At 68.7% G+C, this 14045-nt stretch carries 11 protein-coding genes and 4 pseudogenes; 7 read left to right on the forward strand and 8 right to left on the reverse strand.

The genetic code is table 11. The features are described 5' to 3' along the window. A pseudogene (locus ABZ471_RS25145) lies at positions 1–269 on the reverse strand (RNA-guided endonuclease TnpB family protein); the annotation flags it as partial. Positions 270–340: 71 nt separating this feature from the next. Further along, positions 341–901, reverse strand: a complete 561-nt coding sequence (locus ABZ471_RS25150) for a hypothetical protein (protein ID WP_359069155.1) — start codon at positions 899–901, stop codon at positions 341–343. A 247-nt stretch (positions 902–1148) separates the two neighbouring features. Between ABZ471_RS25150 and ABZ471_RS25155 the strand changes: the two genes are divergently transcribed. The 3 genes and pseudogenes from ABZ471_RS25155 to ABZ471_RS25165 form a co-directional block, all read left to right on the forward strand. Further along, a complete protein-coding gene (locus ABZ471_RS25155) occupies positions 1149–1553 on the forward strand; it encodes a hypothetical protein (RefSeq protein ID WP_359069157.1) in 405 nt (134 codons plus the stop codon). A gap of 51 nt (positions 1554–1604) precedes the next feature. Beyond that, a pseudogene (locus ABZ471_RS25160) lies at positions 1605–2356 on the forward strand (IS5 family transposase). Then, positions 2356–3260: pseudogene (locus ABZ471_RS25165) on the forward strand (IS110 family transposase); the annotation flags it as partial. The pseudogenes ABZ471_RS25160 and ABZ471_RS25165, both read left to right, overlap by 1 nt. A 47-nt stretch (positions 3261–3307) precedes the next feature. Here the strand turns inward: ABZ471_RS25165 and ABZ471_RS25170 are convergent. Both ABZ471_RS25170 and ABZ471_RS25175 read right to left on the reverse strand, forming a co-directional pair. Then, a pseudogene (locus ABZ471_RS25170) lies at positions 3308–3975 on the reverse strand (SOS response-associated peptidase). A 56-nt stretch (positions 3976–4031) separates the two neighbouring features. Then, positions 4032–4175: a hypothetical protein gene (locus tag ABZ471_RS25175; protein WP_359069158.1), complete on the reverse strand. Its 144-nt coding sequence runs from the start codon at positions 4173–4175 to the stop codon at positions 4032–4034. A gap of 233 nt (positions 4176–4408) precedes the next feature. On the opposite strand from ABZ471_RS25175, the gene ABZ471_RS25180 reads away from it, so the two are divergent. After that, complete coding sequence (locus tag ABZ471_RS25180; protein WP_359069160.1) at positions 4409–5122, forward strand: SDR family NAD(P)-dependent oxidoreductase; 714 nt, start codon at positions 4409–4411, stop codon at positions 5120–5122. Between the two features lie 258 nt (positions 5123–5380). Here the strand turns inward: ABZ471_RS25180 and ABZ471_RS25185 are convergent, their stop codons facing one another. Next, entirely contained in the window at positions 5381–6982 is a 1602-nt protein-coding gene (locus ABZ471_RS25185; RefSeq protein WP_359069162.1) for a TROVE domain-containing protein, read from the reverse strand. A 752-nt stretch (positions 6983–7734) separates the two neighbouring features. Between ABZ471_RS25185 and ABZ471_RS25190 the strand changes: the two genes are divergently transcribed. After that, entirely contained in the window at positions 7735–8133 is a 399-nt protein-coding gene (locus tag ABZ471_RS25190; RefSeq protein WP_359069163.1) for a TetR family transcriptional regulator C-terminal domain-containing protein, read from the forward strand. A 54-nt stretch (positions 8134–8187) separates the two neighbouring features. Here ABZ471_RS25190 and ABZ471_RS25195 read toward each other — a convergent pair whose 3' ends face one another. Continuing rightward, positions 8188–8427 (reverse strand): ATP-binding protein, encoded by a 240-nt coding sequence (locus ABZ471_RS25195; RefSeq protein WP_359069243.1) that lies wholly within the window; start codon positions 8425–8427, stop codon positions 8188–8190. Positions 8428–9672: 1245 nt separating this feature from the next. On the opposite strand from ABZ471_RS25195, the gene ABZ471_RS25200 reads away from it, so the two are divergent. Together ABZ471_RS25200 and ABZ471_RS25205 are read left to right on the forward strand one after the other, a co-directional pair. Further along, positions 9673–10827: a PLP-dependent cysteine synthase family protein gene (locus ABZ471_RS25200; RefSeq protein WP_359069164.1), complete on the forward strand. Its 1155-nt coding sequence runs from the start codon at positions 9673–9675 to the stop codon at positions 10825–10827. Beyond that, positions 10824–12119, forward strand: a complete 1296-nt coding sequence (locus tag ABZ471_RS25205) for an MFS transporter (RefSeq protein ID WP_359069166.1) — start codon at positions 10824–10826, stop codon at positions 12117–12119. Before ABZ471_RS25200 ends, ABZ471_RS25205 begins: the two co-directional genes overlap by 4 nt. Before the next feature lie 342 nt (positions 12120–12461). Here ABZ471_RS25205 and ABZ471_RS25210 read toward each other — a convergent pair whose 3' ends face one another. Beyond that, positions 12462–12863 (reverse strand): hypothetical protein, encoded by a 402-nt coding sequence (locus ABZ471_RS25210; protein WP_359069167.1) that lies wholly within the window; start codon positions 12861–12863, stop codon positions 12462–12464. After that, positions 12860–14005: a molybdopterin-dependent oxidoreductase gene (locus ABZ471_RS25215; RefSeq protein WP_359069244.1), complete on the reverse strand. Its 1146-nt coding sequence runs from the start codon at positions 14003–14005 to the stop codon at positions 12860–12862. Before ABZ471_RS25215 ends, ABZ471_RS25210 begins: the two co-directional genes overlap by 4 nt. Positions 14006–14045 lie beyond the last annotated feature (40 nt).

Raw genomic sequence — 14045 nt, forward strand, 5'->3', positions numbered from 1 at the left:
TCGCGTATGAGCTGCTGCTGAGGTACCGACGAGCCGTCCCTCAACCAGGGGGTTACCCGCCGGGCCTGGGTCAGCATCCGGTCCAGCGCAGCCGGACCGACCTACTCACCCGCGGTATGGGCCTTCTTCGAGCGGGCCACGCACTCGTTCCAGATCCACCGGCACCGGTCCCACTCGGCTTCCCACGCACGCCACGCCGTCTTCGACAGGCGCACACGGTAGGTGATCCGGGCATACCCGGCCTCCTCCGTGATCGCTCCCGTCGTCATACACCCGAACCTACCCGGGGGGACTGACAGTTGGGCTGCCTCATCACGCACCGGCAACTCAGTGCATGGTGCTACCCGTTGTTCGTGACGGACCTTGCCCTTGCCGACGTTACATAGTACGGGGAGCCACGCCAGTTCTCGCGACCTACGGCAGACAGTGCCGGCTTCCATAGATGGACGCCGTGCCGACGTTCCCACCAGATCGCAGTCCACCAGGTGTGAAGGAGTCCGAGGCCCAGTATCAGCTGAAAGCCCAGGCCAAGGAGTGGCAAATGGGCGATGTACGCACCTCCGAGCGTCACCAGGAAAACGAAGGCCGCCACGCGAACGCAGCCTCGCCGCAGTTGGCGAGTCCGTTCCTCGTTCGGCTCCAGCACCGAGGCGTCTTCGACCGCCACAGCGGAGCTGAATGCACGCAGCTGACGCGGCCGGTACACCAGAAGATTGACCGCCCAGAGTAGCGCCAGAACGACAATGCCGCCGATCTGAACGCGCCCAGCGGTGCCGGAGAGCCTCAGATCATCCAGAGTGGAGAAGATCAGTACGTCCGCTGCAATCCCCACCATGATCCCTGCCAAGCCTTCTCCAAGCTCAGCAGCAACAATCCGCACAAGCGGTGGCGCATCAGCCATGGCAGTTTCACCCTCCCCCGTCGAGCGGACCGTCCTACATCGAACACTGTCCGCCCACGGCCGTCCAGGGCTCGCCAGGCCTCCTTGGCTACACAGGAGGTGTCTGAGGTGAAGTCTCCGGCGTCTTACTGATCGTTTCAGAATGCCTACCGACGGAGATGTCGGAGGCCCCGTGGAACAATCGCTTCGAGCGTGGAGGGGGCGACGCGGAATGGGACAGGCTTCGGCTGCGAGAGGGCCGCACGCGGTGACAGCGCACGACCTCGTGATCGGTTACGTCGATGCGCTCAACGCTGTTGGTGAGGCCATGAGGGTGGCGGTCCCCTCGATTGAACAGCTGGCGGACGTGCTCGGCCTGGTCCGTTCGCACCGGATCAGCCGGAACGGTGAAATCGGCGCCTACTGCTACAGCGTCCACGGAGCAGGCTGCCGCTTCACCAGCCACAACGGCACACAGATCGACGTGGATTTTGCGGCCGACGGGACTGAGATCTTCGATCTCTGGCGCCTGCGCTGCTACGGGCGGAGCTTGCCTGAGCCTCATGACCCGACGGATCAGGACTTGCGGACCGCGGTGGAGTCACTGACGCCTCTGCTCGCCGAGGTACGGCCCGGGTGGTTCAGCGTGGCCGAAGCCAGGGCTTCAGTGTGAGACCGGCGTGTCGTGTGGATGTCTGCGGCCCTGACGAGGAGAGTCCGCCGGGTGTCCGATGAGCTTGTCCCCGATGATCTGTGGGATCGCATAGCCCCACTGCTGCCGAAGCCACCCGAACGCAGGCACCGGTACGCGGGTCGGCTCCGGGTACCTGACCGCGTGGCGCTGGCCGGAATCGTCTACGTCCTCCGCAAGGGCGTTGCCTGGAGAGAAGTCCCCACGTCAGTGGTGGGCTGCTCCGGCGTGACCGCCTGGCGCCGGCTCCGCGACTGGACCGAGGCCGGCGTCTGGTCGCAACTGCACGCGGCACTGCTGACCGAGCTCCGCAAAACCGGGCTGCTGGACATGGACGCTGCGGCCGTCGACGGCTCCCACATCCGAGCCCTCAATGGGGGGACCAAGTCGGCCCCTCGCCGGTCGACCGAGGACGTCCCGGCTCCAAGCATCACCTGATCGTCGATCGCCATGGAACCCCACTCGCGATCTCGTTGACCAGCGGCAATCGCCACGATGTCACCCAGCTGATTCCGCTGCTGGATGCCATACCCCCGATCCGGGGCATACGCGGCAGACCCCGCCGCAGGCCCAAGAGGCTGTACGCCGACCGCGGCTACGACTTCGACAAGTACCGACGCCTCCTCTGGCAGTGGGGCGTCAAGCCGCTCATCGCGCGCAGAGGAGTCCCGCACGGATCCGGGCTCGGCCGCACTCGATGAGTGGTGGAGCGATCGTTCGCCTGGCTCCATCAGTTCAAACGACTCCGCATCCGCTACGAACGCCGGTCCGATCTCCATCACTGAGCGATGCCAAGGACGCCTTCATCATCGCTGCTCAGGCCCGCATGCGCCGCGGCCTGGAAGCAATGGACCGCAGCGACGACATCGCCGTGGACCTGCGCATCCTCACGTCGCGCCGCCTGGACCTGGCTACGGACCGCACCAGAACGATCAACCGGATGCGAGCCCAGCTGCTGGAGTACTTCCCCGAACTGGAACGGGCTTCGACTACAGCACCTCCAAGGCCGCCCTGATCCTTATGAGCGGCTACCAGACCCCGGCCGAGCTCCGCAGGATCGGTAAGAGCCGGCTCGCGACCTGGCTGAAGAACCGCAAGGTCCGCAACTACAACCAGGTGACTGCCACGGCCGTTGAGGCCGCCGAAGCCCAGCACACCGCCGTCGCCGGCGAGAGGCTGGCCTCCGTCATGGTGGAAAAGCAGGCGAGGGAGGTGATGGCCCTCGATGAGGAGATCGACGAGACCGATGTCCTGATCGAGGGCCGGTTTCATGACCACCTCGCCGCCGAGATCGTCCTGAGCATGCCCGGCATCGGCCCCATCCTGGCAGCGGAGTTCATCGCCCACACCGGCGGCGACATGAGCGTCTTCGGCAGCTCGGATCGCCTGGCCGGCGTCGCCGGCCTGGCCCCCGTCCCCAAGGACTCCGGACGCATCAGCGGCAACATGCGCCGCCCTCGGCGCTACAGCCGCCGCCTCCTGCGGGTCTTCTACATGTCAGCCATGGTCGCCGCACGTTCCTTCCCCGTCTCCCACGCCTTCTACGAACGCAAAAGAGCCGAGGGAAAGAGCCGCAGACAGGCAATCATCGCGCTCGCGCGACGCCGTGTGAACGTCCTGTGGGCCCTGATACGCGACGGTCGAACCTTCGAGACCACCCCACCACCGCCCCAGGCCGCACTCGGCTGAGACGCTCACACACTGTCACCGAAACCGGTTGGCAACTCCATTGGGAATCAGTAGAGCCAGTAAGGCGTGATCGCGTCGAGGAGTTGAGGGCCCTTGTTGCGGACGTTGTTGACGGCCGTGGCGGCCGGGCGGGCATCCAGGTGCCCGCCCGCGGGCTGGGTCAGCAGGTTTCGCCGTTCGTCGGGATCTTGGTGTGCGGGGTCGAGCCGCTCCTCGTAGTGGTCCTCGGTGAGCGCGAGGGGTATGCAGGGGTGCACATGACCGGCTGCGTCGATGGCCTCGGTGAGGATAATCGTGCAGGTCATCAGCCACGCGGCCGGGTCGTCGTCCTGCTCGACGACCGGGTCGCGCCAGTACTCGTACACACCGGCGAGCGCCTGTAGAAGTCGTCAGCCGGCAGCAGGCAGCGGCGTTTGACGACCGCGCGGCGGAAGGTCGGCTTCTCGTGCACGGTCTCCACCCTGGCGTTGATCATCCACGTGCCGATCTTCACGTCCTTCACCCAGGACGGCACCAGGCCCCAGCGCAGCGGTCGCAGCTCACGCCCCACCGGGGCGTCATCGGAGCCGCGAGGGCCACGCTCGAGGACGGCCCACACGTCGTTGGTCGGGGCCACGTTCCAGTTCGGTGCGAGCACGTCCTCGACACGCTAGTCGGTGACCTGGAAGAGCTGGGCCAGGTCCTGCGAGCTGCGGGTGGAGACGCCGCTCTCCATGCTGGTTGGCCACGCTGAGCATGACAGTCGGCCGTTCCCCGAGGTTGGATTCGGGGCTAGAGCAGGCCGATGTTGGTCAGCGGGATGTTCCAGTCGTCACTCCCTATGCCGCCCTGGCTGTCCCGAGCCGCGGCCGGTAATGCGGTCAGCATCAGCCCGGCGACGGCAATGGCCAAGGCAGCGGCGACACGACGCTTCAAGATTCCTCCTCGACGGCAACAACACCGACCACCCTCATCCGAGCCGACCGCCCCCGCCTGCCCAGACACACCGCTCAGCCTGCGGGTTCAGCCACTCGGGCTCGCTCAAATGGCTGCCGAAGTGGCCATCGGGGGTGGGTCCAGCCAGCGTGCTCAGACACGCCCCTTTGGCCGGCTGCCCGTTTGCCTTCCATCATCCAGTGGGGGTCTTCACGGAATTGGAAGGAGCTCCCATGTCCAAAGTGATCGCCATCTTCGGAGCCGGTCCCGGCCTCGGCGCATCCGTCGCCCGCCGATTCGCCCGCGAGGGCTTCCGCGTCGCCCTGGTCGCACGCCGCAAGGACCGCCTGGACGCCCTCGTCGAGCAGCTCACCGCCGAAGGTATCGAGACAGTCGGCTTCACCGCCGACCTGTCCCGGCCCACTGAGATGCCCGCCCTGATCGCAGGCATCCACGACCACTTCGGCCGCATCGATGTGATCGAGTACGGCCCGATCAGCGGCGAGCAGAGCTTCTCCCCGGCCACGAAGCTGGACGCGGCCACCTTGGAGAAGGACAGCCCGCTGCTGCTGCTCACCCCCGTCGAAGCGGTCCGCGCCGTGCCGCCGGAGTGGACCGGGCGCGGCAACGGCGCCTTCCTGATACCCACCGGTCACACCGCCGTGGAACCGCAGCCCCACATGAGAGGTGTGGGCCCGCTCATGTCGGCCGCTCGCAACTGGCTTTACTCCCTCAACGGCGAACTGGCCCAGATCGGCGCGTACGCCGGTACCCTCTCCGTCGCGGCCTTCATCGCAGGCAGCGAGATGGGCGAGCTGGCCGCCACGGCGATGCCCGACACGGTCGGCCCGCTCGTCGACCCGGACGACCTCGCCGCGCACTACTGGGACATGTACACCAAGCGTGACCGCGTTGAGCAGATCCGCCCCCAGCCCCAGCCGGACTGACTCGGTAGCCAAATGTCCCAGGCCGTGGGCGGCACACGCCGGCCACGGCCGGTCGGCGACGCGGCCAACTAGGTGTATCGATCACGAGCGTTGTTGACATTCATGGGTCTTGATCATGGCGAAGACGTTCGGTGTGGTGGAGCTGTCTAGGACTGCACCACACGGAGGTCTTCGTGCCCCACCGTAATGCCCGGCTGACCGTCTTCGGGAGACGGTTCCTTGTCGAACGTCAATACAGCTAGGCCGTGTCTGAACGGATCAGGCCAGCTCTGCGGTCCACGGCCAAGCGGCCTCGCGGCTGGCCTCGATGAGGCCGACCATCCGGAACGCGGCGTCCGTGAGGCCGCCGAAGGTGTGCCGGTGGGGGCCCGTTGGGCTGTGGGCGGGCCGGTACCCCGCCAGGTTCCAGATGTAGACCGGGATGTCGGCCGGGACCGGTTCGGCCGGCCCGCCGGGGCCGTAGGGGGCGGCCTGCTCGTCGGTGACGATCAGGACCCGGTTGTGCTCACGGTAATGGGTCCGCACCGCCTTCGTGGTGTGAGTGCCTCCGAGACTGTGGAACCGTTTCAGCACCTCGAGCACCGGCTCGCCCGGCTCGAACGGCACCTCCGCGCTGCTCCAGCCGAACTCCACCAGATCCGCCTGCTCGGCACGCATGGCCAACGCGGTGCCGAACACGGCCGCTGCGTCCGCCCGAGTCAGCTTGGACCGCTCGGAGACGGCGTCCCAGAACATGGAGTCGGACCGGTCCACCAGGATCAGAGTCCGGCCGGGCAAGGGCGGTACGTTGGCCAGGGAGTGGCCCAGTGCCCGTTCCAGCGCGGCCGCCCAGCGCTGCGACGGCGCGTGCTGGTGGGCGGCCAGATAGCGGAAGGGGAACTGCCGGGACCGGGCGACTTCGGAGGCGTCCGAGAGCTGTGCGGCGACCCGGGCCGCGACTTCGTCCGAGACCCCCGTCTCGTCGAAGTTCCGTAGGTTCCGCAGGAGCGCCATCGGCGCCATCGTGGGGATCACTGCTTCCCAGACAGCGGCGTCCATCGGTCCGTGGAGCCAGCCCGCCAGGGCCTCCCACGTCATGCCTGCCGCGGCCAGCAGCTCGGAGCCGCCCGGCCCGGTCACCACCGTGTGCCGCTCGTCCGCAGCCGACTCCATCAGCGCCCGGTGGGCGGTCAGCAGGTGGTCGGAGGCCGGCGGAAGCGCCTGTTGCGGGTGGTAGCGGCGGTCTAGGGCGTACCGGAAGAGTGCACCCTGCCAGGGCTTGTCCGGGTCGGGTGAGGCGTGCACCAGGTTGAGCACGTCGCCGAAGCGGAGGCCCTTGGACGCGGTGTCGTACTTGAGCAGGGACCGGGACGTGTACAGCCGGCGTACGCCGTCGGCGATGCCCCGCTTCACGGGCTGCGGCACGTTTCGCCCGTGCACCGAGATCCAGTAGGCGAGCAGTTCGCCGGGCTCGTCGGCGCGCTGGAGCACCGAGTCGATCACGGACCGGTTGGACGGGCCTCCGGACTCCCCGGCCTCAAGCCGGGCCTGCACGTACGCGGCAGCGCCCACCAGGGACGCCGTGCGCATGTTGCCCTCGCCGCGCAGCCAGCGCAGCAGGCCGGCCGTCCACACGGGGTCCTGGAGAGCGAGTTCACCGACGAGACGTGCGTACCGGTCGTCCCGCTCCTCACCGCTCTCGTAAAAGGTCTGCTGGGAGACGAAGTTGCCGACTGCAAGGAGGAAGAGCTCCTCGCGGGGCTCCCGGACGAAGGCCGGGCCGCCCTGGTAGGTGCAGAAGTCCGGCCTGACGGACCCGTGTTGGAGCCGTGGTGGGGGCAGGGAGCGGGCGGCCGCCGAGACGTGCGGGGCCACGAGCATCTCGGACCAGATCTTGGAGACGCGTGGGGTGTAACGAGGCAGCGAATCCCCCCGGATTCAAAGGATTGGACGGCCCCGGCCAAGAGGCCCGACGGGGCGAAGGCGCCCGCGCCTGCCGAGATCAAAAGGGGCGGCGGCGTCACTTGGTTGTCAGAAGGAAGTAGCCGCAGCCGAGCGCATCGGAGGCGCGGTCGCGATGCCAACGTACAAGTGTCACCGGGCCGCACACCAGCGATTAACGCAGGCCCGTTCTCGGACGTCATGCGTGTGATCGTCCGGCAGGTCTCCGACTGCCCCACGTCGTGGGTTGTGGGCTGGCGCTGTTGCCCGCCAAGAGCGATTCAGCGGCTCCAGGCGGCAGATCACCGCATCGTCTTTTGCTCCTCCCGGGCGTTCGCTCCCGTGCCCCGAAACACCCTCCCCTGCATCGCCCTGATGGCCACTCGTGAACCGAGAGCAGTGCCGGGGATGGCGGGACTTCGGGCTCTGTCAGTGGGGCCCATGCCGTTCGGCCAGGGGATACACAGCAGATGGGCGTTGACCGCAGGCCCCGAGGAGAGCCGGTTTCTGGAGGCGATGTTCACTCCGGGGGCGCACGTGGGCACGCATGCCGAAGATCCAGCGAGATCCGTGCACGTCGTCGAGGTGACGAAGGTAAGCCCGATCCGTGTGCCGAGCGGCCGGACGACCTGGAACGGGCTGCGCTGCTCAATGCCGCGCCGGCCGAATGTTTCCGGACCTGGACCCGACGGGTGGGGCAGGCAGTTTCCGCAGCGCCGGCGGCCAGCCCACGAGACCAGCTGAAACTCGCGCTCACCGCGGTGATCGATGCCTTCGGCGAGATGCGCCCGGCCATCATCGGCTGTGTCGAAGCCTTCCCACCTGCCCTGCGCTCGGCCGCACTTCGCACTCAACTCGCCGTTCACCTGGCCGAGACCCGCCAGTCCGGCGCAGCACTGATCACCTGGTCCCGTGCCGAAGCCGGCCTGGCCCTCCCGGTGCCCGCCGAGGTCATGGCTTCCATACTCGTCGCCTTGAGCGAGGGTTTGATGCTCCAATGGCTGCTCGATCCCGCTGGCACACCTACCGCAGACCAGGCTCTCCAGGCTCTGGGAGCCCTCGCGCCCTTCCTCGCGCCCGACCCGCAGTGAGCCCTTCCCCGCTCGGGCGGGGACGATCGAGCGTGACCGATTACCGACGGCGGCCTACCAGCACAACCCAACTGGCGGGACCAACCGCGGGCGCCGCGGACCATGCATCGGGGGGATACCGGGGCCCGTATCAGTCACGCGGAGATCCACCCAGTCCTTGTCCTGGCGAAGTGTGAGGGTGACCGTACCGCTCCTAGGTACGAACTTCAGGGCGTTCGTGAGCTGGTTGGTGACGATCTGTCGCAGCCGTACCGGGTCGCCGTCGACGCAGACCTCGGCCAGGTCGCCGAGCAGTTAGAATCACGGCATGATTACGGTCTGGTCGCACCGACGCATGGCAAGGGCGCGCGTTTCCGCGGCGCTGCCGCGCGTCGTGGTCCTTGCCGTACTTCTGCTCGGAGTCCTCTTCGCCCATGGCATACATGTCGAGGGCGTCAAAGGACACTTGTCGACCCGTGTCGCAGCCGCCCTGACGGACCCGGCCGAGACCCGGTATCGCGCCGCCGACGAACGTGCGCCGTTCCTGGCCGTGGCGTTGGACGGGGAGGACGACGGGCACGGCCCGTCGCACCCCTCCGAGCACTGCGCCTCCGGTCAGCCGCAGCAGGGGGCATCCGTGGCGTCTCCCTGCCTTGCCGTATCAGTTCGCGAACCGGTCACTTCGGTTCGTTCATCGGTGCAGCCGGGGCCAACCGGCGCCGCACTCCACACGGCGTCTGCGGTGGCCATGAGAGCGGCCGTGGTCCAGCAGGTGTAGCAGCCGCAGGGTCCTCCCGCCCGGCCGTTCCGCCACCGCAGCCGTCCATGCCGGACTGCACGCAGGACCGGCTCGCGGGTGTCCTGCGCGACGAGACCAGGGGCGGGTGTCCGACGTGACGTGCCTCCTGATGCGGCTCGTCGACACCGTCCGTTCCTCACCACCCATGCTCGCCGCTTCCCTCCCTTCCCAGCCGGCGGGAGGCGGTCGCACGGAGGTCCTGTGCTGCTTCATTTCCGCACGCCGCTGCGCGTCCCGTGCACTCCATCCGGCTCGCCCTGGCCGCGCCGACTCGTCACCCTGATCCAGGGTGTCCTGCTGCTGGTGACCGTCCTGTGCTCCGTCAGCCACGCGGAAACCGAGGAAGCACACGGGGCAATGCCTGCAGCAGTCACGGCATCGACGGCGATGCCGGGCGGCGCCGAGCAGCACGCACCGCACACCGCCCATGACTGTCCGCCGGACGCGGTCATCCGCACGGCGCCCCAAGAGCCGGAGCAGCCACTCGCCGATACGAAGCCGCCGGCAGCAGCCGCTGCCGCAGCAGTGGCCCTGGGACACCCGCGAGCGCTCTCTGGGACACGCCGACGGCAACGACCACGCAGCGGCCGGGCGGCGCTCGTGCGTACGTCTCGGTGGCGTATCTAGACCTCTCGCCCGCAGCCGGCATCGCAGGCTGCCGCGTCCTGTCGACGCCGAGTACGGACGAATCAGCGATCCGCCCGGTCGTCGTGGACGCGCCCGATGAACCCCCACCTGATTCATCGAGCGAGAGCGAAAGCATGCAGTCATTGACGAAGACCGCCCTCACTTCCGGCCAGTCCACCCTGTCGGCACTGATCGGGAACACGCCGCTGCTGCGCGTGTCGGAGCCGCTGGCCCCGACAGGCCGCGGCTTCTGGGCCAAACTTGAGGGCTTCAACCCCGGCGGCATCAAGGACCGTCCGGGACTCCACATGGTCGAGCGCGCCCGGGCCCGCGGCGATCTGCGGCCCGGCGGACGGATCATCGAATCCACCAGCGGCACCCTGGGCCTGGGGCTCGCCCTGGCCGGCATGGTGCACGGCCACCCGGTCACCCTGGTCACTGACCCGGGCATGGAGGCGGCCATGACCCGGCTGCTGACCGCGTACGGCGCCCAGGTCAACGTCGTCTCCGAGCCCCACCCGACGGGCGGTTGGCAGCAGGCTCGCCGCGAACGCGTGCAGCGGCTGCTGGAGCGGCACCCGGGCTCCTGGTGCCCGGACCAGTACAGCAACCCCGACAACGTCGCCGCCTACACCCCGCTGGCCCTAGAACTCGCCTCCGAGCTGAGCCACATCGACGTACTGGTGTGCAGCGTCGGCACCGGCGGCCACTCCGCGGGCGTCTCCCGCATCCTGCGGCAGCTCTACCCGGAGCTGACGCTCGTCGGGGTGGACACGATCGGCTCGACGATCTTCGGCCAGCCCGCGCGGCCCCGGCTGATGCGCGGCCTCGGCTCCAGCATCTATCCCCGCAACGTCGCCTACGGGAACTTCTCCGAGGTGCACTGGGTGACCCCCGCCGAAGCGGTGTGGACCTGCCGCCAACTGGCCGCCTCGCACTACGCCACCGGCGGCTGGAGCGTGGGCGCCGTGGCTCTGGTGGCCGGCTGGCTCGCCCGGACCATGCCGTGCGAAGCCCGTATCGCGGCGATCTTCCCCGACGGACCGCTGCGTTACCTGGGCACGGTGTATGACGACGACTACTGCGCCGCCCACGGTCTGCTGGACTCTCCTCCGGCTGTGGAACCGGAGGAGATCGGCCGCCAGGACGAGAAGGAGGTCGCATGCTGGACCCGGTGCTCAACCGTGGTCGATCCCCTCACGCTCCAGGACGTGTCGAAGGAGGAGTCCGACGAGAACCTCGGGGACGTCGCCGGCACGGGGTCCGACTCGACGGAGGGGGTCCGGTGACGGGGCTGTACAAGCAGGTGCGTTCGTACGAGCGAAGCGTCCAGTTGCTGATGGTGAATCAGTTCACCATCAATCTCGGCTTCTTCATGCTGATGCCGTATCTGGCCGCCCACCTCTCCGGCACCCTTGGCCTGGCCGGTTGGGTCGTCGGACTCGTCCTCGGCGTGCGCAACTTCAGCCAGCAGGGCATGTTCCTGGCCGGCGGAACGCTGGCCGACCGGCTCGGCTACAAACCGGTGATCGTGGCCGGGTGCGTTCTGCGCACTCTCGGCTTCGCGAGCCTCGGGCTGGTGGACTCGCTGCCCGCGCTGCTCGCAGCGTCAGCGGCGACGGGACTGGCCGGCGCACTGTTCAATCCGGCGGTACGGGCCTATCTCGCCGCGGACGCCGGGGAGCGCAGGGTCGAGGCGTTCGCGCTGTTCAACGTCTTCTACCAGGCAGGGATACTGCTTGGCCCGCTGGTGGGGATGGTGCTGACCGGGGTGAACTTCCGTGTCACCTGCCTGGTGGCGGCCGGGATCTTCGCCCTGCTCAGCCTCGTGCAGATCCGCGCGTTGCCCGCCCGGCGCAAGGGCACCGGGGAGGAACGCGGCGGGGATCGCGAGGGCGTGCTCACCCAGTGGCGGGGCATCCTCGCCAACCGGCCGTTCCTGCTCTTCTCGGCAGCCATGATCGGCTCGTACGTGCTGACCTTCCAGGTCTACCTGGCCCTGCCGTTGGAAGTGCGCCGGCTGGGCGGCGAAGGGGAGTTCGGGACCGCCGCCGTGGCAGTGCTCTTCGCGGTGTCCGGACTGAGCACCATCCTGGGCCAGACCAGGGTGACCGCCTGGTGCAAGGCTCGCTACGAGCCCGGCCAGGCACTCGTGAGGGGCCTGGCAGCGATGAGCCTCGCGTTCGTGCCGCTGCTGTTCGCGACCGCCGTACGCGTACCCGAGTCCGGCATGGGGCTGCGGCTTCTCGCCACGGTACCGCCGACTCTCGCCGCTCTGCTCCTGGCCGTGGGCACGATGATCGCCTACCCCTTCGAGATGGACACCATCGTCCGACTCTCCGGTGACCGGCTCGTCGCCACCCACTACGGTCTGTACAACACCGTCTGCGGCATCGGCATCACCGTCGGGAACCTGCTCACCGGGGTCGCACTCGACTCGGCCCGTGCCTCCGGGATGCCCGCACTGCCGTGGATCTCCCTGACCGTGCTCGGCCTCGCCTGCGCGGCCGCCCTTTACGGGCTGCACGCCACCGGTCGCTTGCAGGTGCCCGTCACCGAGCCGCGGCCTGCCATCGCCTGACCCACCTGACACAAGGATCGGGGGCGGGTACCGCTGGGTGCCCGCCCCCACCGGGAACGTGCCGCTCCCGGAGCGATCTACGACGCCTCTGCAGGTTGTTGACCTGCAGAAACAGCGGCGCAGTGCAAGAGGTGGTGGAACGTCGTCGGGCGTACGCAGGACGACGTTCCGGCGCTGTTGTGGACGGGGCAGCAGTCGATGGCGGGGCACCCATGCGGTCGTCCGAAGGACACCGAAGCGTCGCATCCGGTCGCCGTAGGAGGCCGCCCCGGCCCCCAGCGTCCCTGCCGGGTGCGCGCAAGACATCCGTAAGACGGCGGAGTTCGGGACGTGCCGCGGTCCTTACGACGGTGGCCGCCGGCTGCGGGCGAAACCCCGCACGGCAACCAAGAGGGCCGTCACCGTGGCCACGGCCACCACTGCGATCAGCCAGTTGCGGGGATAATCCAGCGGCAGCACCGAGGAGTTGGCGCGCGTCCCCGGGCGCAGCAGCACCGGCGCCGCCACCAAGGTCAGCGCACCCGCGACCAGCAGCGCCCCGCGGACCGGCCCGCGCATCCCGCCACGCACCAGAACCAGCCCGGCCAGCAGCACCAGCGGCGCGATCAACGCGTCGTGCAGCACCACGGCCCCGCCCAGCCAGACCAGCACGCCGGTCAGGTCTGGGACGTCGATCAGCAGGGAGGCGCCGACACCCATGAGCGCCACGCCGGCCACACCCGCGAGGAGACGTGTCACCTTCATGCGAGTACCTCCAGCCGGCCCACCCACTTGGTCTGCAGCACGCCGGGACGGTTGGGGGCGATGAGCCGTGCCGGAAAGCCGTGGTCGGGGTCGAGTTCCTCTCCGTTCAGACGCAGGGCGAGCAGGGTCAGCGGGTCCCGCGCGTGTTCGTGCCCCATCTCCGACACCCGGTAGCCACCGCGCAGTTGCAACGACACCACCCGCACCCGCACATGCGGCGGCGCGCCCGCCCGCTCCAGCAGGTCCACGACCCGCACCCCGGTCCAGTGCGCCGACTTGCTCCAGCCCTCGACGCAGGCGATCGGCAGCTCCACCTCGTGCTGGGGCAGAGCACGCAGCTCGTCCAGCGTCAGCGTGTACGGCCGCGGGCCGGCCACCACCAGCCGGTACTCCTCGTCGGCGATCCGGCCGACTCCGGCCGCTGCGGCGGTCCGGTTGACGGGCAGGGCCTGCGGGCCCTTGTCCGGATGGCGGGGCGCGAACAGGATGAAGTCCCCGAGAGGAGTGACGGACTGACCGACCGTGGTCAGCGTGACGGCCCCGACTGCCGCGCCCACCGCGGCGAGCAGCGACCGACGGTCGGCGCCGTCCTGCACGGGCAGGGCGAGAGTCCCGGGCGACCGCCGGCTCCAATGCGCCCGTATCTCCGGGGCCTTGACCGCGAAGTGCAGGACCAGCGCTCCGACCACCAGCCACGCCACCGCGTAGTGCACCGGCACGAACGAGAACGGCCACGGGTACCACTGGACCGTGTTCAGCAGACCGGTCGCCAGCTCGAATACGGCCCCGGCGACCAGCACCGCGATCGACAGCCGCTCCAGCGCGTGCCGGACCGACCGCAACGGCGGCCACTCGAACAACCGTGGATACACCGTCCACAGCTTGGCCAGCAGCAACGGAATCGCCGCGATGCCGGACGCGACATGCAAGCCCTGGGTGACTCGGTAGCCCCATGCCGGACGGCTCGGGATGTCATTGGCCAGCCAGCTCGGCGGATGTTGCATGAAGTGGCTGATCAGACCGGTGACGAAGCAGACGAAGAACGCCAACCCCAGCCACCGGCCGATCGAGGTCGCCGTGCGGGCGTCATGCAGCCTGCCCTGGAACACCGGCGGAGAGACACGCAGTTTCATGCCCTCCATCCCACTCGGCACGAGGCCGCTCCGGAAGCTGTGAACCCTT

Source organism: Streptomyces sp. NPDC005728, from assembly GCF_040630895.1.
GTDB lineage: Bacteria > Actinomycetota > Actinomycetes > Streptomycetales > Streptomycetaceae > Streptomyces.

Excerpts from the sequence above, each read along its gene's own strand:
- ABZ471_RS25150 (WP_359069155.1), bottom strand. The coding sequence starts at position 901 with ATGGCTGATGCGCCACCGCTTGTGCGGATTGTTGCTGCTGAGCTTGGA.
- ABZ471_RS25180 (WP_359069160.1), top strand. The coding sequence starts at position 4,409 with ATGTCCAAAGTGATCGCCATCTTCGGAGCCGGTCCCGGCCTCGGCGCA.
- ABZ471_RS25185 (WP_359069162.1), bottom strand. The coding sequence starts at position 6,982 with ATGCTCGTGGCCCCGCACGTCTCGGCGGCCGCCCGCTCCCTGCCCCCA.
- ABZ471_RS25200 (WP_359069164.1), top strand. The coding sequence starts at position 9,673 with ATGCAGTCATTGACGAAGACCGCCCTCACTTCCGGCCAGTCCACCCTG.
- ABZ471_RS25210 (WP_359069167.1), bottom strand. The coding sequence starts at position 12,863 with ATGAAGGTGACACGTCTCCTCGCGGGTGTGGCCGGCGTGGCGCTCATG.
- ABZ471_RS25215 (WP_359069244.1), bottom strand. The coding sequence starts at position 14,005 with ATGGAGGGCATGAAACTGCGTGTCTCTCCGCCGGTGTTCCAGGGCAGG.